At 72.4% G+C, this 20,728-nt stretch carries 21 protein-coding genes; 10 read left to right on the top strand and 11 right to left on the bottom strand.

Annotated elements, in window-relative coordinates; translation table 11 throughout:
• The first annotated feature begins 35 nt into the window (after positions 1 to 35).
• Positions 36 to 1,274, top strand: coding sequence for an AI-2E family transporter (locus tag PIJ49_RS11265; protein WP_066652641.1), 1,239 nt, complete (start codon positions 36 to 38; stop codon positions 1,272 to 1,274).
• Between the two features lie 65 nt (positions 1,275 to 1,339).
• Positions 1,340 to 2,599 carry a threonine ammonia-lyase gene (gene ilvA, locus PIJ49_RS11260; RefSeq protein WP_066652647.1) on the top strand — a complete coding sequence of 420 codons (1,260 nt, stop codon included), beginning with the start codon at positions 1,340 to 1,342 and terminating at the stop codon, positions 2,597 to 2,599.
• A gap of 343 nt (positions 2,600 to 2,942) precedes the next feature.
• Here the strand turns inward: ilvA and greA are convergent, their stop codons facing one another.
• Both greA and PIJ49_RS11250 read right to left on the bottom strand, forming a co-directional pair.
• Positions 2,943 to 3,431: a transcription elongation factor GreA gene (gene greA / locus PIJ49_RS11255; RefSeq protein WP_066652650.1), complete on the bottom strand. Its 489-nt coding sequence runs from the start codon at positions 3,429 to 3,431 to the stop codon at positions 2,943 to 2,945.
• Between the two features lie 67 nt (positions 3,432 to 3,498).
• Positions 3,499 to 3,813, bottom strand: coding sequence for a DUF4307 domain-containing protein (locus PIJ49_RS11250; protein ID WP_268746777.1), 315 nt, complete (start codon positions 3,811 to 3,813; stop codon positions 3,499 to 3,501).
• Positions 3,814 to 4,063: 250 nt separating this feature from the next.
• Here PIJ49_RS11250 and mca point away from each other — a divergent pair, with 250 nt between their 5' ends.
• Together mca and PIJ49_RS11240 are read left to right on the top strand one after the other, a co-directional pair.
• On the top strand, positions 4,064 to 4,954 hold the full coding sequence (gene mca / locus PIJ49_RS11245) for a mycothiol conjugate amidase Mca (RefSeq protein ID WP_209683737.1): 891 nt from the start codon (positions 4,064 to 4,066) through the stop codon (positions 4,952 to 4,954).
• A complete protein-coding gene (locus tag PIJ49_RS11240) occupies positions 4,951 to 5,244 on the top strand; it encodes a hypothetical protein (RefSeq protein ID WP_081984689.1) in 294 nt (97 codons plus the stop codon). Before mca ends, PIJ49_RS11240 begins: the two co-directional genes overlap by 4 nt.
• Positions 5,245 to 5,403: 159 nt before the next feature.
• Here the strand turns inward: PIJ49_RS11240 and trhA are convergent, their stop codons facing one another.
• Positions 5,404 to 6,102, bottom strand: a complete 699-nt coding sequence (gene trhA, locus PIJ49_RS11235; RefSeq protein WP_066652662.1) for a PAQR family membrane homeostasis protein TrhA — start codon at positions 6,100 to 6,102, stop codon at positions 5,404 to 5,406.
• A gap of 86 nt (positions 6,103 to 6,188) precedes the next feature.
• Here trhA and PIJ49_RS11230 point away from each other — a divergent pair, with 86 nt between their 5' ends.
• The 3 genes from PIJ49_RS11230 to phoH2 all read left to right on the top strand — a co-directional run bounded on the left by PIJ49_RS11230 (position 6,189) and on the right by phoH2 (position 9,926).
• Complete coding sequence (locus PIJ49_RS11230; RefSeq protein WP_235426501.1) at positions 6,189 to 6,974, top strand: isoprenyl transferase; 786 nt, start codon at positions 6,189 to 6,191, stop codon at positions 6,972 to 6,974.
• A gap of 112 nt (positions 6,975 to 7,086) precedes the next feature.
• Positions 7,087 to 8,196: an aminotransferase class V-fold PLP-dependent enzyme gene (locus PIJ49_RS11225; protein ID WP_066652665.1), complete on the top strand. Its 1,110-nt coding sequence runs from the start codon at positions 7,087 to 7,089 to the stop codon at positions 8,194 to 8,196.
• A 368-nt stretch (positions 8,197 to 8,564) separates the two neighbouring features.
• A complete protein-coding gene (gene phoH2, locus PIJ49_RS11220; protein ID WP_209683731.1) occupies positions 8,565 to 9,926 on the top strand; it encodes an RNA 5'-3' helicase PhoH2 in 1,362 nt (453 codons plus the stop codon).
• A gap of 164 nt (positions 9,927 to 10,090) precedes the next feature.
• Here the strand turns inward: phoH2 and PIJ49_RS11215 are convergent, their stop codons facing one another.
• The 5 genes from PIJ49_RS11215 to xseA all read right to left on the bottom strand — a co-directional run bounded on the left by PIJ49_RS11215 (position 10,091) and on the right by xseA (position 14,489).
• Positions 10,091 to 11,464, bottom strand: coding sequence for a class II fumarate hydratase (locus tag PIJ49_RS11215; protein WP_271826623.1), 1,374 nt, complete (start codon positions 11,462 to 11,464; stop codon positions 10,091 to 10,093).
• 164 nt (positions 11,465 to 11,628) lie between these two features.
• On the bottom strand, positions 11,629 to 12,243 hold the full coding sequence (locus PIJ49_RS11210; RefSeq protein ID WP_066652668.1) for a carbonic anhydrase: 615 nt from the start codon (positions 12,241 to 12,243) through the stop codon (positions 11,629 to 11,631).
• Positions 12,244 to 12,278: 35 nt separating this feature from the next.
• Entirely contained in the window at positions 12,279 to 12,914 is a 636-nt protein-coding gene (locus PIJ49_RS11205) for a DUF4245 domain-containing protein (protein WP_271826619.1), read from the bottom strand.
• Positions 12,911 to 13,183 carry an exodeoxyribonuclease VII small subunit gene (locus PIJ49_RS11200; protein ID WP_066652672.1) on the bottom strand — a complete coding sequence of 91 codons (273 nt, stop codon included), beginning with the start codon at positions 13,181 to 13,183 and terminating at the stop codon, positions 12,911 to 12,913. The genes PIJ49_RS11205 and PIJ49_RS11200 overlap by 4 nt, the downstream gene beginning before the upstream one ends.
• 64 nt (positions 13,184 to 13,247) lie before the next feature.
• Complete coding sequence (gene xseA / locus PIJ49_RS11195) at positions 13,248 to 14,489, bottom strand: exodeoxyribonuclease VII large subunit (RefSeq protein ID WP_066652675.1); 1,242 nt, start codon at positions 14,487 to 14,489, stop codon at positions 13,248 to 13,250.
• A 137-nt stretch (positions 14,490 to 14,626) separates the two neighbouring features.
• On the opposite strand from xseA, the gene PIJ49_RS11190 reads away from it, so the two are divergent.
• Positions 14,627 to 15,691 (top strand): 4-hydroxy-3-methylbut-2-enyl diphosphate reductase, encoded by a 1,065-nt coding sequence (locus PIJ49_RS11190; RefSeq protein WP_081984691.1) that lies wholly within the window; start codon positions 14,627 to 14,629, stop codon positions 15,689 to 15,691.
• Positions 15,688 to 16,446 carry a DUF6264 family protein gene (locus PIJ49_RS11185; protein WP_271826618.1) on the top strand — a complete coding sequence of 253 codons (759 nt, stop codon included), beginning with the start codon at positions 15,688 to 15,690 and terminating at the stop codon, positions 16,444 to 16,446. The genes PIJ49_RS11190 and PIJ49_RS11185 overlap by 4 nt, the downstream gene beginning before the upstream one ends.
• A 39-nt stretch (positions 16,447 to 16,485) precedes the next feature.
• On the opposite strand, the gene PIJ49_RS11180 is transcribed toward PIJ49_RS11185, so the two are convergent.
• Positions 16,486 to 17,055: a TetR family transcriptional regulator gene (locus tag PIJ49_RS11180; protein WP_066652678.1), complete on the bottom strand. Its 570-nt coding sequence runs from the start codon at positions 17,053 to 17,055 to the stop codon at positions 16,486 to 16,488.
• Between the two features lie 85 nt (positions 17,056 to 17,140).
• Here PIJ49_RS11180 and PIJ49_RS11175 point away from each other — a divergent pair, with 85 nt between their 5' ends.
• On the top strand, positions 17,141 to 18,262 hold the full coding sequence (locus tag PIJ49_RS11175) for a zinc-binding alcohol dehydrogenase family protein (protein WP_271826617.1): 1,122 nt from the start codon (positions 17,141 to 17,143) through the stop codon (positions 18,260 to 18,262).
• A gap of 46 nt (positions 18,263 to 18,308) precedes the next feature.
• Here PIJ49_RS11175 and PIJ49_RS11170 read toward each other — a convergent pair whose 3' ends face one another.
• Together PIJ49_RS11170 and fbaA are read right to left on the bottom strand one after the other, a co-directional pair.
• Positions 18,309 to 19,568: a M18 family aminopeptidase gene (locus tag PIJ49_RS11170; RefSeq protein WP_271826616.1), complete on the bottom strand. Its 1,260-nt coding sequence runs from the start codon at positions 19,566 to 19,568 to the stop codon at positions 18,309 to 18,311.
• A gap of 94 nt (positions 19,569 to 19,662) precedes the next feature.
• Complete coding sequence (gene fbaA / locus PIJ49_RS11165; RefSeq protein ID WP_066652690.1) at positions 19,663 to 20,691, bottom strand: class II fructose-bisphosphate aldolase; 1,029 nt, start codon at positions 20,689 to 20,691, stop codon at positions 19,663 to 19,665.
• Between the last annotated feature and the right edge of the window lie 37 nt (positions 20,692 to 20,728).

Below are 20,728 nucleotides of genomic sequence, written 5' to 3'. Positions count from 1 at the left end.
GAACACACACCGGCACGCGTCGGTACACTCACCGCATGGCCTGGGGAAAGAAGACGCATCCGGATCCCGTCGTCGAACAGGTCGTGCCGACGGGCATGCGGATCGCGGGCGCGTGGTCGTGGCGCGTGCTGGTGGTCGTCGGCGTGGTCGCGGTCTTCATCTACCTCGTGACGCTGTTCAGCGAGGTGCTCATCCCGTTCCTCATCGGGATCGTCGTCGCCGCCCTGCTCGTGCCGCTGTCGAACTGGATGCAGCGCCACCACGTGCCGAAGTGGATCGCCGTCGTGGTCAGCCTCGTCGGGGGCCTCGCGGCCGTCGGCGGACTCATCTGGCTCGTCGTCGACCAGATCGCGGCGGCCTACCCCTCGCTCCGCGACCGGACGCTCTCGCAGTACGACAACATCCGCGAGTTCGTCCTCAGCTCCGGTCTGGGCATCAGCCAGTCCGACCTCAACAACTACCTCAACCAGGCGACCGACTGGCTGTCGAGCAACTCCGGCTCGATCCTGTCCGGGGTCGCGAGCGCGGGATCGTCGCTGACGCACCTGCTCACCGGCTTGTTCGTGGTCATCTTCACGGTGATCTTCCTGCTCATCGACGGCAAGAACGTGTGGCGCTGGACCGTCCGGCTGTTCCCGAAGAACGCCCGCGCCGCGATCGACGGCGCCGGGGTCGCCGGGTGGACCACCCTGACGAGCTTCATCCGCGTGCAGATCTTCGTCGCGTTCGTCGACGCCGTCGGCATCGGCATCGGTGCAGCCGCGCTGCAGCTGCCGCTCGTCATCCCGATCGCCGTGTTCGTGTTCCTCGGCGCGTTCATCCCGGTCGTCGGCGCCATCGTCACGGGCTTCCTCGCCGTCTTCATCGCCCTCATCTTCAACGGCTGGGTCGCGGCGCTCGTCATGCTCGGCGTGATCCTCGTCGTGCAGCAGGTCGAGGGGCACATCCTGCAGCCGCTCGTCATGGGCAGCGCGGTCAAGGTGCACCCGCTCGCCGTCGTCCTCGGTGTCACCGCGGCGTCCGGGCTGGCCGGCATCGCCGGAGCGTTCTTCGCGGTGCCGCTGATCGCGACCGTGAACTCGATGGTCACGACGATCGCGAGCGGCCGGTGGAAGGGGCTCGACTCCGACCACGTGCTCGAGGCGAAGCAGCGCGACCACCACGCGAGCGTCGAGGCGAAGAAGCGCCGTCGCTGGCGGAAGCGCCACCCCGACGGCGTCCCGGCCCCGGGCAGCGACGAACAGCCCACCGCCGCGAAGGGGACCGCGGGCTGAGCGGGCGTTCACCGACGGACCGTCACGAGTTCGCCGTGACGGCTCCGACGGACGATGATGGGTCCGTGACCGACACCTCCGCGCCCCAGCAGCAGACCGACGCGTTCCCGACGCTCGCGGACATCGAGGCCGCTCGGCAGACCATCGCGGGCGTCGCACGCGTGACGCCGATGGAGACGTCGCAGTTCCTCGCCGAGCTGCTCGGCTCGCCGGTGCACCTGAAGTGCGAGAACCTGCAGCGCACGGGCGCGTACAAGGTGCGCGGCGCCTACAACCGACTCGCCGCCCTCAGCCCCGAGCAGCGAGCGGCGGGTGTCGTGGCCGCGAGCGCCGGCAACCACGCGCAGGGAGTCGCCCTGGCCGCTCGTGAGCTCGGCATCCCGGCCACGATCTTCACCCCGGTGGGCGTCGCGCTGCCGAAGCTCCAGGCGACGCGGCACTACGGCGCCGAGGTCGTGCTGCGGGGTCACTCGGTGGAGGAAGCGCTGAGCGCCGCGAAGGACTTCGCCGCCCACACCGGTGCGGTGTTCATCCCGCCCTTCGACCACCCGGACGTCATCGCGGGCCAGGGCACGCTGGGCCTCGAGATCATCGACCAGGTGCCCGACGTCGACACGGTGGTCGTGCCGATCGGTGGCGGCGGGGTCATCTCGGGCATCGCGCTCGCGGTGAAGGGCATGTCCGAGCGCCTCGGTCGTCCGATCCGGGTGATCGGCGTGCAGGCGGAGAACGCCGCGGCGTACCCGTCGTCGATCACCGCGGGAGCACCGGTGACGATCACGACGAAGCCGACGATCTCGGACGGCATCGCGGTCGCCCGACCGGGCGACCTGAACTTCCCGATCATCCGCGACCTGGTCGACGAGATCGTGACCGTCTCGGACGACGACACCGCCCGTGCCCTGCTGGTGCTGCTCGAGCGCGCCAAGCTCGTGGTCGAGGCCGCCGGCGCCGTCGGCGTCGCGGCGATCATGTCGGGCGCCGTCCGCGACACCGGCCGCACCGTCGTGCTGCTGAGCGGTGGGAACATCGACCCGCTCATGATGGAGCGGATCATCACCCGCGGTCTCGTCGCGGCGTCGCGCTACATCGGCATCCGGATCATGCTGCCCGACCGCCCCGGGCAGCTCGCCCGCGTCGCCCAGGTCATCTCGGACGCCGGCGCCAACGTGGTCGAGGTACTGCACACCCGGCACGGGCAGGGCCTGGTGATCAACGAGGTGGCCCTGGACCTGTCGATCGAGGCACGCGGTCCCGAGCACGCGCAGGAGGTCATCCAGCGCCTGCACGAGGTCGGCTTCCGCCCGGAGCTGCTCGAGAACTGACCCCGCCGCGCTGGCTGCACGCGTCGGTGTCAGCGGTGCGCACGGGACGGCCGCGCAGGCCTCAGGGTCGCGTGAGCGACACCGCGGACGGCCGGGAGGCGCGTGGAGCTCCCGTCATGACCCTCACGGTGATCCTGCCCTCGCTCCGCGACGTGGTCGCGCACTGACCGGCGCCGAGAGCCCAGTCGGCCCCTGCACAACGAAGAGCAGCTCGCGCCACGTGGTTCCGTGGTGCGAGCTGCTCCTCGTTGTGCACTGGCACGTCGCGCCGCCTGCTGGCCCGCCGCGCGCTCTGCGCCGCCCGCCCCGGCCGTCGCGCCGGGCGCACTGCGGCGCCGGGCGCCTACGGCTCGTAGCGCTCGACCTTCGTCACCTTGGCGCTGATCTCCTTGCCGTTCGGCGCGGTGTAGGTCGTCTCGTCGCCCGCGCGCAGCCCGAGGATCGCGGCACCGACCGGGCTCACCGGGCTGTACACGGTCAGGTCGGACCCCTCGGCCACGATCTCGCGGTTGCCCACGAGGAAGGTCGACTCGTCGCCGGCGATGACCGCCGTGACGACGGTCCCCGGCTCGACGGTGCCGTCGAAGTCGGCCTCGCCCACGGTGGCGTGCTTGAGCAGCTCGGTGAGCTGCCGGATGCGGGCCTCGATCTTGCCCTGCTCGTCCTTCGCGGCGTGGTAGCCGCCGTTCTCCTTGAGGTCGCCCTCTTCACGCGCCGCCTCGATGCGGTCCGCGATCTCCTTGCGGGCCGGGCCCGACAGCTGTTCGAGCTCGGCCGTGAGACGGTCGTGCGCCTCCTGGGTCAGCCAGGTGGTCTGCGTGTCGTTGCTCATCGGTCTCCCTTTCGACAAAGGACGAGACCGGCCGGTGTGGCCGGTCTCGTCCGCGAATCAGTCGAGTCTAGGGAACCCAGCAGTCGTGGATCAAGCCGGTCACGCCGCGGGTCGTGGTGTTCACCTCGGTCGAGATCGAGCGGGTGCGCTGCTCGGATGCCGGCAGCGTCACCTCCTTCCACCCGACGATCGAGTACGACTTGTCGAGCACCTGCACGGCGCACCGGACCTCGGTGCCCGGGTCGGCCGACACCTGTGAGTGCACGACGGTGCGGTGGTCGGAGACGACGGTGTACCCGAGCTCGGTGTTGTCGAGCCCGTGTGACTCCTGGTCGAGGCCGGCCCAGACCACCCACGCGACGAACACGAGCACGACGGCGATCGCCGCGACGACCCCGAACAGCTTCCCGCGGCGCCGACGATCCGGCGTGCGCCCGTACCGGTCGTCCAGCGACGCGGCGGTGGTCGTGGCCGACGCAGCGGTGGGGGTGGGGTGCAGCGGTTCGGACAGTTCGGGGCTCCTGGGGTGATTATCCTGGTCCCAGGGTAGTTCACGCCCCGCTGTGCGCTGCCCCCACGCCCGGGTCGATCCGTGCGCGTCCCGCCCGCTCCGTCACCCGTGAGGATCCTCCGTGCCGTACCGCCTGCTGGCCGTCCACGCCCACCCCGACGACGAGTCGAGCAAGGGTGCCGCGACGGCCGCGAAGTACGTCGCCGAGGGGCACCAGGTGCTGGTCGTCTCCTGCACCGGCGGCGAGGCCGGGGACATCCTCAACGACCAGCTCGGTGAGCCGGCGACGAGCCGCGCCCACCGCGACATGGCGGGCTACCGGCGCACCGAGATGGCGGCTGCGCAGGCAGCGCTCGGCATCGACCACGTCTGGCTCGGCTACCACGACTCCGGGCTGCCGGACGCCGAGAAGGGCGAGACGGTCCGTCCGGGCACGTTCTCGACGGTGCCCCTCGAGTACTCGACCGAGGCACTCGTCCGCGTCGTCCGCCGCTTCCGTCCGCACGTGCTCGTCACCTACGACGAGAACGGCGGCTACCCGCACCCCGACCACATCCGCACGCACGAGGTCTCGGTCGCCGCCTGGCGCGCCGCCGCCGACCCCGCGGAGTACCCGGACGCCGGGGAGCCGTGGTCGATCAGCAAGCTCTACTACGAGCGCACCATGAACCCGCGCCGCTTCCGCACGATCTACGAGGCACTGCGCGAGCGCGACCCGGACAGCGCCGCCGTCGAGCAGCTGCGCGAGTGGGTGGAGCGGTTCGCCGACCGGCCGGACCTGGCGACGACCCACGTCGACGTCCGCGACCACTTCGACGCCCGCGACGCCGCCCTGCACGCGCACGCCAGCCAGGTGCCGCCGGACAGCGTCTTCTTCTCGTGGCCGAACGACCTCCTCGCGACGGTGTGGCCCACCGAGGACTACCAGCTCGTCGAGGCCCGCGTGCCCACCGACCTGCCGGAGTCCGACCTGTTCGCGGGGCTCCCTGACGACGAGGACACCACCGCGTGAGCACCATCCTGACGGCCATCGCCGCCGCCCCCAGCCCGAGCCCGTCGGTCGTGCCCGACGTCGACGTCACCCCCGGGGTCGCCGGCTTCGTCGCGATCGCGGTCGTCGCGGTCGTCACGATCCTGCTCGTGGTCGACATGACCCGCCGGATCCGTCGGACCCGCTACCGCGCGGAGATCCGCCAGCGGCTCGAGTCCGACGCGGGCGACGGCACGTCGACGGACGAGCCGGTGCGTCGCGCCGACGAGGACGGCCGGACCGACGTGGGCGACGACACCGAACGCGGCTGAGCCCGCGACGTCGGCAGCAGCGACACCAGCAGCGGCGACGTCGGCAGCAGCGACGTCCCCAGCAGACGGACGGGAGGCCCGTGGCGAGCGTGCCACGGGCCTCCCGTCCGTCGTCCGGTCGCCCCTGCCGGCCGGTGCCGCGGTCCGCAGCGGCTGCGGTCAGCGCACCGGATCGAGGGCCACGATGAGCACGCCGACCCACTGCGCGGCGAACGCGACGACGGTCAGTGCGTGGAAGACCTCGTGGAAGCCGAACACGGTCGGGGCGGGGTCGGGGCGCTTGAAGCCGTAGACCAGGGCACCGATGACGTACGCCAGGCCGCCGGAGAGCACGAGGACCGTCATGGGGACGCTCGCGGCGAAGAACTGCGGGAGCAGACCGAGCGCGGCGCACCCGAGCACGAGGTAGATCGGCACGTACAGCCAGCGCGGGGCGCCGATCCACAGGACGCGGAAGGCGATGCCCAGCGCGGCTCCGGACCACATCACCCAGAGCACGACCACCATGAGCGTGTGCGGCAGCGCGCAGATCGCGATCGGCGTGTAGGTGCCGGCGATGAGCAGCAGGATGTTCGTGTGGTCGATCCGCTTGAGGACCTTCTTCACCGTCGGGCCCCACGGGAATCGGTGGTAGGTCGCGGAGACGCCGAACATGAGCAGCGACGTCGCCATGAACACGGCGCTGCCGGCCTTCGCGGCCCCGCTGTCGGCCAGCGAGATGAGCACGATGCCCATCGCGATGGCGAACGGGAACGTGCCGAGGTGGATCCAGCCGCGCCAGGCGGGGCGCGGCGACTCGGTGGTGTCCGCTTCCTCGGTGAACGGGACGTGGGGGAGCGTGGCGGTCTCGTCCTGCATGGGGCGACAGTAGGGCCCCCGGCCGAACGGCAGCAGGGAATGCACAGCCCCGCACGACCGGCGCCACGGTGCACTACAGTCGTGGCGTGACCGGCAGGGTGGGATGGGCAGGGCGCGGCGTCCTCTACCGTGCCTACCAGCGTCGTATCCGCCGCCAGATCGACGGCCAGGCGATGCCGAAGCACGTCGCCATGATCGTCGACGGCAACCGTCGCTGGGCCAAGCAGCTCGGCCTCGAGTCGGCCGCCCACGGGCACCGTGCCGGCGCCGCCAAGATCCCCGAGTTCCTCGACTGGTGCGACGAGCTCGGCATCGAGGTCGTCACGCTCTACCTGCTGTCCGCCGACAACCTGACCGGTCGGGGCGGCGAGGAGCTCGAGCAGCTCGTCGGCATCATCGGCGACCTGGCCGGGACACTCGCCGTGCACCGCGACTGGCGCGTGCAGCACGTCGGTTCCGACGAGGGGCTGCCCGCGGGTCTCCTCGGGGCGCTCGCGGACGCCGAGGCCCGGAGCGCAGCCCACACCGGCCTGCACGTCAACCTCGCGGTGGGCTACGGCGGACGCCGGGAGATCGCCGACGCCATGCGGAGCATCGTCCGGGCGCACGGCGAGGGCGGCGGCACGCTCGACACCCTGGCCGAGGTGCTGACGCCCGAGCTCATCGGCGACCACCTGTACACGCAGGGCCAGCCCGATCCCGACCTGGTGATCCGCACCTCGGGTGAGCAGCGGTTGTCGGACTTCATGCTGTGGCAGAGCGCGCACAGCGAGTTCTACTTCGTCGAGGCCCTCTACCCGGACCTGCGCGAGGTCGACTTCCTGCGGGCCGTGCGCGACTTCGGTCTGCGCTCCCGTCGTTTCGGCGGCTGATCGCGGGAGGCTCCCGACGGCGGCGGCGAGTGCGTCGGGCGGCTCAGGTTCGCGCGGCCTCCGTGCGTCCCAGTAGACTCACAGGGTTTTCGTCCCACGGAAGGTTGCCCCTGTGAACATCGCCGAGTACGCGGCCGGCTTCGACGAGGAGCCCGGCTACCTCGACCACGCCGCCTTCGGGCCGGTGCAGACCGCCGTGCTCGAGGAGCAGCGGGTGCTCGGGACGATCCAGGAGCGCATGCGCTTCGGCGCCGTGGAGACCCTCGACGAGCAGGACGCCCGGGTGCGCACCGTCGCTGCCCGGCTCGTCGGCCGTCGCGAGGACCAGGTGGTCTCGCAGACCGCCACGACGCCGGGGCTGCTGCACACCGCGTTCGGCCTGACCGGCGGTGTCCTCGTGGCCGCCGACGAGTACCCGTCGCTGCCGCTCGCACTGGCGAGCGCCGCCTCGGCGACGGGCGGTCGCGTGCAGCCCGTCGTGGTCGAGTCCGGAGCCGGCTGGATGACCCCGACGCTGGTCCGGGAGCGCCTGACCGACGACGTCGCCGCCGTCGCCGTGTCGCTCGTCGACTGGCAGACCGGGTACCTCGCCGACCTCGCTGCGATCCGGGAGGTCATCGGGGACCGCCTGCTCATCGTCGACGCGATCCAGGGCTTCGGCGTCGTCGACGCCCCGTACGAGGTCGCCGACGTCGTCGCCACCGGCGGGCAGAAGTGGCTGCACGCCGGGTGGGGCACGGGCTTCCTCGCGTTCAGCGACCGCGCCCTGAACCGCCTGCGCCCGGCGCTGTCCGGGCCGCACGGCACGACCGGTTGGCCGACCGAGGTCCCCTCGGTGAAGCCGGGCGCCGCGGGGTACCAGATGACGCGCGTCGACCCGGTCGCCCAGGCCCGGATGGCGGTGTCCCTCGAGCGGCTGGTCTCCGTCGGGGTCGGGGCCGTGCAGGAGCGCGTGGCCGACCGGGTCGAGCGGGTGCTCGACATCGCCGACGAGTTCGGCCTGTCGGTCGAGTCCAGCCGTGACCCGCGCGAGCGTGCCGGCATCGTCGTGCTGCGTCCGCCGCAGGGTCGGCTCACGGCGCTGTCCGCGGCGCTGCACAACCACGGGGTCACGGCGACGACGCGGCTCGGGGTCGCGCGGGTGTCGGTGTTCGCGTCCACCACGGACGCGACGCTCGACATGTTCCGCGACGCGTGCCTGTCCTACGCCACGATGCAGTAGCGCGCCCGCGCGCTGGCCGCCCGCCCGCCGGCCTGGCCGCGGTCCGCGAGACTCGGCCGGGCGGACGTGTTCGCGCCTCCCACCCCGCTAATCCGTCCGCGTCCGAGAATCGCGCCGCTGCGCGCCTGCGCCCGAGGCGGCCGGGCGGCCCGGGGCGGGCCCGCCCCGTGCCTCCCGGCCGTCGTGGTGCGCGTTCACGTGACCGTAACCTCCGGGTCCGCGTGTCGCGGTCCGGCTGTCGGGGGCCGGTCGTAGCTTGGCCCCACCGGGCACGGTGCCCGGTCGGAGCGGCCAGGCAACGGTGCTTCGGGACCGCTCTCCGGCCGCGTCGAGGACAGTGACCGGGCCGAGCGCGGCCCGGGGATGGAGTGGTCGTGACCTCTCGCAACGTCGCTCGCGAACCCGCCCAGCGGTCCACCGCGGACTCGTCCACGTCGGTCGCCCAACGCACGTACGTGCTCGACACGTCGGTGCTCCTCAGCGATCCGCGGGCGCTGTTCCGCTTCGCCGAGCACGCCGTGGTGCTGCCCGTGGTCGTCGTCAGCGAGCTCGAGTCCAAGCGCGACGACCCGGAGATCGGGTACTTCGCACGCCAGGCCCTGCGGCTGCTCGACGAACTGCGGGTCGAGCACGAGCGGCTCGACTTCCCCGTCGCACTCGACGACGGCGGTTCCTTCCGCGTCGAGCTGAACCACTCCGAGCAGTCCGTGCTCCCGTCCGGGCTCCGGCTCGGGGACAACGACTCGCGGATCCTGGCCGTCGCATCGAACCTGGCGAACGACGGTCTGGACGTCGTCGTCGTGTCGAAGGACCTGCCACTCCGGGTCAAGGCGTCGTCGATCGGCATGGCCGCCGAGGAGTACCGCGCCGAGCTCGCCGTCGACTCCGGCTACACGGGCATCACCGACCTGCAGGTCTCCGGTGAGCAGATGAGCGACCTGTACGAGCACGAGGAGATCCGGTCCTCGCGGCTCGACGGCGTCCCGGTGAACACCGGCGTCGTCATCCACTCGGAGCGCGGGTCGGCGCTCGGCCGCGTGCACGAGGCCGGCGCGGTGTCGCTCGTCCGCGGCGACCGCGAGGTCTTCGGGCTGCGCGGACGCTCCGCCGAGCAGCGGCTCGCGATCGACGCCCTGCTCGACCCGGAGATCGGCATCGTCTCGCTCGGGGGATCGGCCGGCACCGGCAAGTCGGCGCTCGCGCTCTGCGCCGGGCTCGAGGCGGTGCTCGAACGACAGCAGCACAAGAAGATCATGGTGTTCCGGCCGCTCTACGCCGTGGGCGGGCAGGAGCTCGGGTACCTGCCGGGCGACGCCTCCGAGAAGATGAACCCCTGGGCGCAGGCCGTCTTCGACACCCTCGGCGCGCTGGTGTCCGACAACGTCCTCGACGAGGTCGTCGAGCGCGGGATGCTCGAGGTGCTGCCGCTCACGCACATCCGCGGGCGGTCCCTGCACGACGCGTTCGTCATCGTGGACGAGGCGCAGTCGCTCGAGCGGAACGTCCTGCTCACCATGCTGTCGCGCATCGGGCAGAACTCGCGTGTGGTGCTCACGCACGACGTCGCCCAGCGCGACAACCTGCGGGTCGGCCGGCACGACGGTGTCGCGAGCGTGATCGAGCGCCTGAAGGGGCACCCGCTGTTCGCGCACGTGACGCTGACCCGCTCGGAGCGGTCGGCGATCGCGGCGCTCGTGACGGAGCTGCTCGACTCGCCCGACCTCGGGTAGCGCGGCTGGTCGGCCGCCGGCGAGACTCGCCTGGGCGGACACGTTCGCGGTCGCAGGACTGCGAACGTGTCCGCGGGCGCGAGTCTCGGGGGTGACCCGACGACGGACGGGAGGCACGGTGCCAGCCGGCACCGTGCCTCCCGTCCGTCAGTGGGTCCCGTGGGTCAGTTCGGGTGCGTCATCGACAGCACGTCCAGCGCGCTGTCGAGCTGCTCCTCGGTGACCTCGCCGCGCTCGACGTGCCCCAGGGCGACGACCGCCTCGCGCACGGTGATGCCCTCGGCGACGGCGTACTTGGCGACCTTGGCCGCGGCCTCGTACCCGATGACGCGGTTGAGCGGCGTGACGATCGACGGGGACGACTCCGCGAACGCGCGGGCGCGCTCGAGGTTCGCCTGCAGCCCGTCGATGGTCTTGTCGGCGAGCACCCGCGAGCTGTTCGCGAGCAGGCGGATCGACTCGAGCAGGGCCGTGCCCATCACCGGGATCGCGACGTTGAGCTCGAAGGCACCCGAGGCGCCGGCCCAGGCGACCGTCGCGTCGTTGCCGATGACGCGTGCAGCGACCATCAGGGTGGCCTCGGGGATGACCGGGTTCACCTTGCCGGGCATGATCGACGAGCCGGGCTGCAGGTCCGGGATGTGCAGCTCGCCGAGGCCCGTGTTCGGACCCGAGCCCATCCAGCGCAGGTCGTTGTTGATCTTCGTCAGGCTGACCGCGATGACCTTGAGCGCACCCGACGCCTCGACCAGTGCGTCCCGGGCACCCTGTGCCTCGAAGTGGTCGAGCGCCTCGGTGATCGGCAGGCCGGTGTCCGAGGCCAGACCTGCGATGACCTGCTGCGGGAAGCCCTTCGGCGTGTTGATGCCGGTGCCCACCGCGGTGCCGCCGAGCGGGACCTCGGCGACGCGGGGGAGCGTGGCCTGCACGCGCTCGATGCCGAGCCGGACCTGGCGGGCGTAGCCGCCGAACTCCTGCCCGAGAGTGACCGGGGTGGCGTCCATCAGGTGGGTGCGTCCGGACTTCACGGCGTCGGCCCAGAGCGTCGCCTTGGCCTCGAGCGACTCCGCCAGGTGCTCGAGCGCGGGGACGAGCGTGCGGATGAGGGCCTCGGTCACGGCGACGTGCACGGAGGTCGGGAAGACGTCGTTCGACGACTGGGACGCGTTGACGTGGTCGTTCGGGTGGACGTCCGTGCCGGCGATGCGGGTCGCCAGGGTCGCGAGGACCTCGTTCATGTTCATGTTCGACGAGGTGCCGCTGCCCGTCTGGTAGACGTCCACCGGGAACTGGTCGTGGTGCTCGCCGCCGATGATCGCGTCGGCCGCCCGTGCGATCGCGTCGGCCACGGTCGGGTCGACGATGCCGAGGGACCCGTTGACGACCGCTGCGGCGCGCTTGATCCGGGCGAGGGCGACGATCTGTGCCGGCTCGAGTCCGCTGCCCGAGATCGGGAAGTTCTCGACCGCGCGCTGCGTCTGGGCGCGGTAGAGGGCATCCACCGGGACCCGGACCTCGCCCATCGTGTCGTGCTCGATGCGGAAGCCGTCACCGCCCGTCGCGGTCCGGTCGGTCGCGGTCTGGTCGGGCTCGCTGGTGTGGGTCACGTCGTCGTGGTCCTTCCTGTGGTGCACGGCCGGAGCGGTCGCCCCGGTGTCTTCGGCGGCCCGGTGGTCTCCGGGCGTCGCGTCGTGGCGGCCGGTCAGGCCTGGCCCACGACGGTGTCGATGGTGACCTCGCCCGTGGAGAGGTCGTAGGTCGCCCCGACGACGGCCAACCTACCGTCGGCGACCGCGTCGGAGACGACACCGGACCGCTCGATCACCTGGCGGAGCGTGGCCTCGAGGTGCGCGGCACCGACGGCCTCCTGCGGGAGCTCGGCGTCGGTCGCGCGGACCCGCTCGACGCTCGGCGCGATCGCGTCGACGAGCGACTGCAGGTGCGGCGCGGGCACGGGCTCGCCCGAGCGCGCTGCGGCGACGGCCCCGCACGCGGTGTGGCGGAGGACGACGACGAGCGGGGTGCCGAGGGCGACGACCGCGAACTCGATGGAGCCGAGCACGACGTCGTCGACGATCTGACCGGCGTTGCGGATCGCGAACAGGTCACCGATGCCCGCGTCGAAGACGTGCTCGAACGGCACGCGTGAGTCGGAGCAGCCGAGCACGGTCGCGAAGGGCGCCTGCGAGCCCGTGAGCTCGCCACGGCGGTCCGGGTCGATCCGGCCGGTGCGGCGCTTGTCGGCGGCGAAGCGGGCGTTGCCCTCGACGAGCAGGCGGAGGGCGTCGGACGGGGTGGAGGCGGCGCGGTCGGGCATGGTCTTCCTCGTGCTTCGGGTTCGGTCGGGCGGGGTCAGTTCGCGAGCTGCTCGGTGACGGCCTTCGCGACGGTCGTGAACGACGAGTCGTCGGCCGTGCCGGACAGGACGATGGTGTCGCGGCCGAAGGTGTGCACGAGCGAGTACGCGTGGTTCCCGGCGTCCTTGCCCTCGTCGCGACGGTCGTACACGGTCCACTTCGTGCCGTCGATGGTGCGGTCACCGGTGGCGGGCTCCTGGTCGAGCTGGTTGGCCACCCACGACGCGTTCGCATCGATGCCCTGCTGGAGGCCGATGTACTGGCGGTCCGGGGTGACGAGGCCGACCGTCCAGACCCGCACGCCGTCCGACGTCTTGTCCTGGAAGTCGGCGCGGTTCGAGGTGAAATCGTCGGGCAGGTCCGGTGCCGCGAGCGTCACGCCGGGCACGTCGGCACCGGCGGCGACCTGCTGGTAGTCCACGGACCGGTCGACGGTCTGGTCCGGTCGCACGACCACGGCGACCAGGAAGAGCACGATGCCGAGCGATGCGATGAGCGCCAGCACGAGGTTGAAGGCGGTCTGGTGCTCGCGGCGGGAGCGTCGCGCGGCGTCCTTCCGGGCCCAGGTCTCCTCCGGGGTCTCCGGGCGGCCGAGCTCGGCGACGATCGGGCGTCCGTCGGGGTCGGTCACCGTGCTGCTCCGTCCGGGTCGCCTGCGGTGTCCGCGGTGCCGTCACCGGCAGACGCGGCACGGGCGGCGTCCAGCCGGGCGCGCGCGCCGACGAGCCACTCCTCGCACCGGGCCGCGAGGGCTTCGCCACGCTCCCAGAGCGCGAGCGAACGCTCGAGCGTCGCGGACCCCTGCTCCAGCTCACCGACGACGCGCACGAGTTCGTCGCGCGCCGCCTCGTAGCTCAGCGACTGCACGTCGGACGGCACGGGTTCCTGCTGGGATGACACACCCCGATCCTACCGAGCACCCTCCGTCGGCGGTGCACCGCCGGCGGAGCCCGTGGAGACCGGGCTACGCCCCGGAACCGTCCGGCCCCGGTCCCTCCGGCTCGAGTGTCCCCGTCGCCGTGCCCGCGCCGAGGGTGACGTGGACCGGCGTCGCACCGTCGAGGTCCTCGGTACCGCGCACGACCCCGCCGTCACTCCGCTGCACGATGGCGTAGCCGCGGCGCAGGGTGTCGCGCGGCGAGAGCGCGCGCAGCCGCCCGGTCAGGTGCCCGACGTCGCTGTGCGAGCGCTCGAGGCGTCGGTCGAGCAGCTCACGGGCACGGGACAGGTCGCGTGCGACCTCCTCGGCCCGGGTGTCGACGAGCCAGGCGGTCGACGCCAGCGCCGGGCGCGACCGGAGGGCGGCGATCCGGTCGGCCTCGACCGACAGGGTGTGCGAGAGCCGCAGCCCGAGCCGGGCCCGGGCCTGGCGGACGTTCGCGAGCTCCTCGGCCACGTCGGGCACCACGCGCTTCGCCGCGTCCGTGGGGGTGGAGGCGCGCAGGTCGGCGACCTCGTCGAGGATCGGGCGGTCCGCCTCGTGCCCGATGGCGGAGACGATGGGGGTGGTGGCGGCAGCGGCGGTCCGGACGAGTCCCTCGTCGCTGAAGCCGAGCAGGTTCTGGAAGTCGCCGCCACCCCGGGCGACGATGATGACGTCGACGGTCGGGTCGGCGTCGAGCTCGACGATCGCGGCCGTGACCTCGCCCACGGCCCGCTCGCCCTGCACCGCCGTGTGCACCGTGCGGAACTCGACCTGCGGCCAGCGGAGCTGCGCGTTCCGCTTGACGTCCTTCTCGGCGTCGGAGTCCTTGCCGGTGATCAGGCCGATCCGGTGCGGCAGGAACGGCAGACGCTTCTTGCGGGACGGGTCGAACAGGCCCTCCGCCGCCAGGGTGCGCCGGAGCCGTTCGAGCCGCTCGAGCAGGTCACCGAGGCCGACGTGCTTCATCTCGACCACCTGCATGGTGAGCGAGCCGCCCTTGACCCAGTAGTTCGGCTTCACCGCGGCGACGACGCGGGCGCCCTGCCCCAGGTCCGCGGGCACCCGGGAACGCACGCTCGACCAGATCGAGAAGGACACGGTTGCGTCGACCTCGACGTCCTTGAGCTTGCCGTAGACGTTGCCGCCGGCGACGTTCCACTGCGTGATCTCGCCCTCGACCCAGGCGGTGCCGAGTCGGTCGATCCAGTCGCGGAGCTTCGCCCCGAGCAGGGCGACGGGCCACGGGTTGTCGGCCGTCGGCGGGCCCTGTTCGATCGCCATGCCCACCATCGTGCCGCATCCCGGCGACAGCGCCGGCCCGCGGCGCCGCACGCCGGTGCTCCACCACGTCGTCACGGCCCGGCTCGGCCCCGGACGCACCCAGGCCCCGCGCGTGCCCGGCACCTATCATCGGGGACGTGACGATCACCAACGGCCGCACGGTCCCGCTCGCCCCGCCGCGGGTGCACGCAGCGCGTGGTCGGCTGCGGGACGAGCCGGTCGCCGGCACGAAGAAGGTCCTGCTCGCCGCGCCCCGCGGGTACTGCGCGGGTGTCGACCGTGCCGTGGTCGCCGTCGAGAAGGCGCTCGAGCAGTACGGCGAGCCGGTCTACGTGCGGAAGCAGATCGTCCACAACGTCCACGTCGTCTCCACGCTCGAGCAGCGCGGCGCGGTGTTCGTCGACGACGTCGCCGAGGTCCCGCGCGGCGCACACGTCGTCTTCAGTGCGCACGGCGTCGCACCCGCCGTCGTGGCCGGTGCCGCAGAACGCGACCTGCACGCGATCGACGCGACCTGCCCCCTCGTCACCAAGGTCCACCGCGAGGCCACCCGCTTCGCGAAGGCGGACCGCACGATCGTCCTGATCGGCCACGCCGGTCACGAGGAGGTCGAGGGCACCATGGGCCACGCGCCCGAGCGCACGATCCTGGTCAACGGACCCGAGGACGTCGCCGCGCTCGAGGTGCCCGACCCCGACAACCTCGTCTGGCTGTCGCAGACCACCCTGAGCGTCGACGAGACGATGGAGACCGTCCGCCTGCTCCGTGAGCGGTTCCCGTCCATCGAGAACCCGCCGTCGGACGACATCTGCTACGCCACGCAGAACCGCCAGGTCGCGGTGAAGAAGGTGGCGCCCGACGCCGACCTCGTCATCGTCGTCGGTTCGGCGAACTCCTCGAACAGCGTGCGCCTCGTCGACGTCGCCCTCGAGTACGGTGCGGCGTCCGCCCACCGGGTCGACTACGCCGAGGAGATCCGCCAGGACTGGCTCGACGGTGTCCGCACGGTGGGGGTGACCAGCGGTGCCTCGGTGCCCGAGGAACTCGTCACCGAGGTGCTCGAGCAGCTCGCGGACGCCGGCTACGGCACCGTGGAAGAGGTCGTGACGGCGCACGAGGACCTCATGTTCTCGCTCCCCAAGGAGCTCCGCACGGACGCCGCGGGCAACCCCACCCGCGCCCTCGGCGGGCGTCGCTCGTGAGCGGCCTCCGCGGCGACTGGTCGTCGGCACCGGACCGTGAACCGGGGCACGTGGACGAGACCGCCCTCGGCCTGGAGGGCCGTCCCGCCTCCGCCGCACCGGCCTCCGGTCGACGGGACGGCCGGGTCCACGGCACGCCCGCTCCCGAGTACGGCGAGTACGCGCCGGAGGGCTGGGTGAACCCGGTCCTGGTCGAGCAGGAACGGCGCGACCGGCAGCGGCGCGAGGCCGACGACCGTGCCCGCGCGGCGACCCAGGGGCCGACCGACCGTGGCACGGCACGCACGACCCGTCCGACGGACCGCCGCACGCCCGGTGGCACCGGCGCCGGGCCGTCGCGGGGTGCCGCGGCCGGTCAGGAGCGGCCGACGCTCTCGAGCCGCTTCGGGGCGTCGCAGTTCGACTTCGTGGTGACGGTCGCCCTGTTGGCGTTCGGTCTGCTGTCGGTCGTGCAGTCGCTCGCGGTGAGCGACGTCGCCTCCGCCGTGCGCAGGGCGTTCGAACAGCAGGGCCTGGAGCTCTCCGACCCCACGGCGCTGTCGACCGCCGCTGCCGTCGGAGCCATCGGCAACGTGGTCGTGTTCGCCCTCGTCGCGTGGTGGTCCCTGCGTCGGCTGGCCGCTCGGAGGTGGACGTTCTGGGTCCCGCTGCTCGGCGGGGCCGTGGCGTCGCTCGTCAGCCTGGTCGCCTTCGCCGTGGTGATGTTCCAGGACCCGGGCTTCGTGCAGGTGCTGATGCAGCAGTCCGGGGCCTGACCCTCGGGCCCTCGCTGTCGTGTGGGGGCCGTGCGCCGGTCAGCGACCGGTGTCGAGCAGTCCGGTGACCCGGTCGACCGTGGCGTCGAGGTGGTCCTGCAGCGGTGTTCCGTCCGCGTCCTCGAGCCACGTCTCGAGCGCGGTCTGCAGGACGAGGACCGTGAGCCCGGCGACGGAGCGGGCGGTCCGGTCGTCCTCGCCGCGGCGACGGAAGCCGTCCCGGACCGCCGCCCGCAGGTCCTCCTGCTTCCGCAGGTCCCGCTCCCGCAGGTCGGGCTCCTCGCTGATGATCCGTCGTGCGGCGAGCACCTGGTCGCGGCGGGGGTCGAACCGCTCGGCCGCGAGCCGCCGGAGCCCGTCGAGGACCACGCGCATCGGTGCCTCCTCGGCCGGCGCGGTCTCGATCATCCGGGTCGCGATCGCGGGGATCTCGTCGTCGCCGAAGAAGACCTCGCGCTTGTCGCTGAAGTGGCGGAAGAACGTGCGCCGGGTGACGCCCGCCCGCGCGACGATGTCGGGGACCGTCGTCGCATGGAAGCCGCGTTCCGCGAAGAGCTCCATCGCGGCCGTCCGCAGTCGCTCACGGGTGTCCGGTGCCCATCTCGCCATGGGGACACCCTAGTGATGACACTCGGTGCCGAGGGCGGGTAGAGTGACGACACCAGGTGTCATCGCTCGTGACGAAAGGCCCGCCGTGCCCGACAACTCCGCCGCTCTGCTCCGTGAACCCCGGGGCACACTCGTCGTCGACCGGGTACCGGTCCCCGTCCCCGCCGAGGACGAGGTGGTCGTGCGCGTCCGCGCCGCTGCCGTCAACCCCGTGGACTGGGTGATCCAGGGCACGGGGCCGGTGACCTACCGCTGGCTCCGGACGCCGGCGGTGCTCGGCTCGGACGTCGCCGGCGAGGTCGTCGCCGTCGGCTCCGGCGTCACCCGCTTCGCGGTCGGCGACCGCGTCGTCGGACTCGCGACCGGGACCGACCGTGGCCGCGACCCGGTGCACGAGGGCGCGTTCCAGGAACACACCGCGCTGCTCGAACGCCTGACCGCCGCGGTGCCGGACGACGTGCCCCTCGAACAGGCCGCGGTCCTGCCGCTCGGGGCCTCGACCGCCGCCTGCGCGCTGTTCCAGCCGAAGCACCTCGGGCTCCCGCTCCCCGGGGCCGCCGACGCGCCGTCGGACCGCTCCGGCGTCGTCGTGGTCTGGGGTGGTTCGACGAGCGTCGGGATGAACGCGGTGCAGCTCGCCCGTGCCGCCGGGTACGCGGTCGTGAGCACCGCGTCGCCCCGGAACGCCGCGACCGTCCGGTCGCTCGGGGCCGACGTCGTCGTCGACCACGGTTCGCCGACGGCGCTGGACGACCTCGTCGCCGGCGTCGCCGGACGCCCCGTCGTCGGTGCCGTCGCGCTCGGGACGACCTCGACGGCCGCGTGCATCGAGGTGCTCCGCCGGACGGGTGGCACCGCGCTGGCGATGGCGAGCACGCCGGTCTCCCTCGACCGGATCGCCGGCCGTCGGCGACTCTTCCCGGCGATGCTCCCGGTGTTCACCCGCCTCGGACTCGCCACGCTGGCGCTCACGCTGCGTGCCCGTCGTGCGGGGATCCGGGCCGCGTTCGTGTGGGGGAGCAGCCTGCGCGACGACGACCTGGGCCCGGAGCTGTGGGGCCGGGTCCTGCCCGAGGGGCTCGCCGACGGCTCGATCCGACCGATGCCGGAGCCGCTCGTCGTCGGGCACGGGCCGGGCGCGGTGCAGGGCGCGATCGACCGGCAGCGCGCAGGGGTGTCCGCGCGCAAGGTGGTCGTGACGCTCTGACCAGCGGGCCAGCCGGCGCTGTCCGGCCGGGCAGGCCGTGACCCGCCTACCCGGCGAGGAAGGCGGCGACGGCGCCGTGCAGTGCCGCGAGGTCGTCCACGTGCACGAGCTCACGGACCGAGTGCATCGACAGCAGGCCGACGCCGATGTCGATCGTCGGGATGCCGAGCCGCGTCGCCGCGATCGGGCCGATGGTCGAGCCACCGGGGATGGTGTTCACGTTGACGAAGGGCTGCCAGGAGACGCCGGCGGTGTCGCAGGCGGTCGCCCACACGGCCTCGCCCTTCGCCTCGGTCATGTAACGCTGGTTCGCGCTGATCTTCAGGAGCGGGCCCGCTCCCGGACGCGGACGGTTCGTCGGGTCGTGCTTCTCCGGCTGGTTCGGGTGGACGAGGTGTCCGGCGTCGCTCGACAGGAGCCAGGACGCCCGGAACGCCCGGGCGGCCTCGGAGCGGGTGGCACCGAGCCCCTCCTGCACGCGGCCGAGCACGTCCTCGAGGAACGGGCCCCCGGCACCGGACGGGGTCGAGGAACCGATCTCCTCGTGGTCGAACGCCGCGAACACCGGGATGTGGTCGCCGTCGGTCGGCGCGTCGACGACCCCGCGGAGCCCGGCGTGCACGCTCGTCAGGTTGTCCATGCGGCCGGACGCGAGGAGCTCCCGATCGATGCCGATGCGCGCCGGGGGCTGCGTGTCCGCGAGGAAGAGGTCCCACGAGACCGCGTCCTCCCCGAGCCGGCCGCGCAGCCACCCGAGCACGTCGGTGCCACCGGTGGTGCCGTCCGTGCCGACGACCGGCAGGGTGTGGCGCTGCCGGTCGATCTCCTTGCCGTCGTTCACCCCGCGGTCGAGGTGGATCGCGAGGTTCGGGATCCGCGCGACCGCGTCGGTCGACACGAGCCGCACCGATCCGTCGGCGTCGACCACACGTCCGGCGATGCGGAGGTCGCGGTCGAACCAGGTCGACAGGAGCGCGCCGCCGTAGACCTCGACGTTGAGCTGCTCCCACCCGCCCACGCGCACGGCGGGGTTCGGCTTGATGCGGAAGCCGGGGGAGTCGGTGTGGGCACCGAGGATCCGGAAGGGGGTGGTGGGCGTCGCCGACTCCGGCAGACGCCAGGCGATGACCGCGCCGTCGCGGACGACGACGTAGGCGCCCGCCTCGGTCGGCCAGGCGTCGAGTTCCGACAGCTCGGTGAACCCCGCTGCGACGAGCTGGTCCCGCGCGACCGCGGCCGCGTGGAACGCGGTGGGGGACTCGGTGACGTACTGGGCGAACGAGGAGGCGATGGCGTCGGAGGTCACCCGCCCATCGTGGCACGGGCGGTGGCGGTGACCGGACGCGGAACGGGGCGCGTCCTTGCGGACGCGCCCCGTTCCTCCCGGCTGGTGGTGCCGATCAGCCCTTGCTGTTGCCGGCCGAGCCGAGGACCTTCGCCGCCTCGACGACGCGGGCCGCCATGGCGGTCTCGGCGACCTTGCCCCAGGCACGCGGGTCGTACTGCTTCTTGTTGCCGACCTCGCCGTCGATCTTCAGCACGCCCTCGTAGTTCCGGAACATCGAGTCGGCGATCGAGCGCGTGAACGCGTACTGCGTGTCCGTGTCGATGTTCATCTTGATGACACCGTTGCGCACGGCCTCGTGGATCTCGTCGTCGGTCGAGCCGGAGCCGCCGTGGAAGACGAGGTCGAGCGGGTTCTCACCGGTGCCGTGCTTCTGCGCGACCGAGGCCTGGATCTCGCCGAGGAGCTCCGGGCGCAGCTTGACGTTGCCCGGCTTGTAGACGCCGTGCACGTTGCCGAACGTGAGCGCGGCGATCCAGCGACCCCGGTCGCCGAGCCCGAGCGCGTCGACGACCTTCTCGACGTCGTTCGGGGTCGTGTAGAGCGCGTCGTTGGTGCCCTCGTGCTGGACGCCGTCCTCTTCTCCGCCGACGACGCCGATCTCGACCTCGAGGATCGCGTTGATGTTGCGCGTCTTCTCGATCATCGTGCGCGCGATCTCGATGTTCTCGTCGAGCGGCACGGCCGACCCGTCCCACATGTGCGACTGGAAGATCGGGTTGCGGCCCTGGCGGACCTCCTCCTCGCTCGCGGCGATGAGGGGCATGACGAAGCCGTCGAGGGCGTCCTTCGGGCAGTGGTCCGTGTGCAGCGCGACCGTGACGTCGTAGTTCTTCGCGACCTCGTGGGCGAAGCGGGCCATCGCGAGGGCGCCGGCGGCGCGGTTCTTCACGGTGTGCCCGGCGAAGTAGTCGGCGCCACCGGTCGTGACCTGGAGGATGCCGTCCGAGCCGGCCTCCTGCAGGCCCTGGAGGACCGCGTTGATCGTCTGGGAGGAGGACACGTTCACCGCGGGGTAGGCGAACTTGCCGGCCTTCGCTCGTTCGAGCATCTCGGCGTACTGTTCCGGCGTTGCGATGGGCACTGCGATCTCCTTCGACTGGTGGTTCCCCGCCGAGCCT

Origin of the sequence: Curtobacterium uvaldense (assembly GCF_028307415.1) — a bacterium.
GTDB lineage: Bacteria > Actinomycetota > Actinomycetes > Actinomycetales > Microbacteriaceae > Curtobacterium.
The sequence above is the reverse complement of the archived record's forward strand: the minus strand, read 5'-3'. Positions and strand labels throughout refer to the sequence as shown.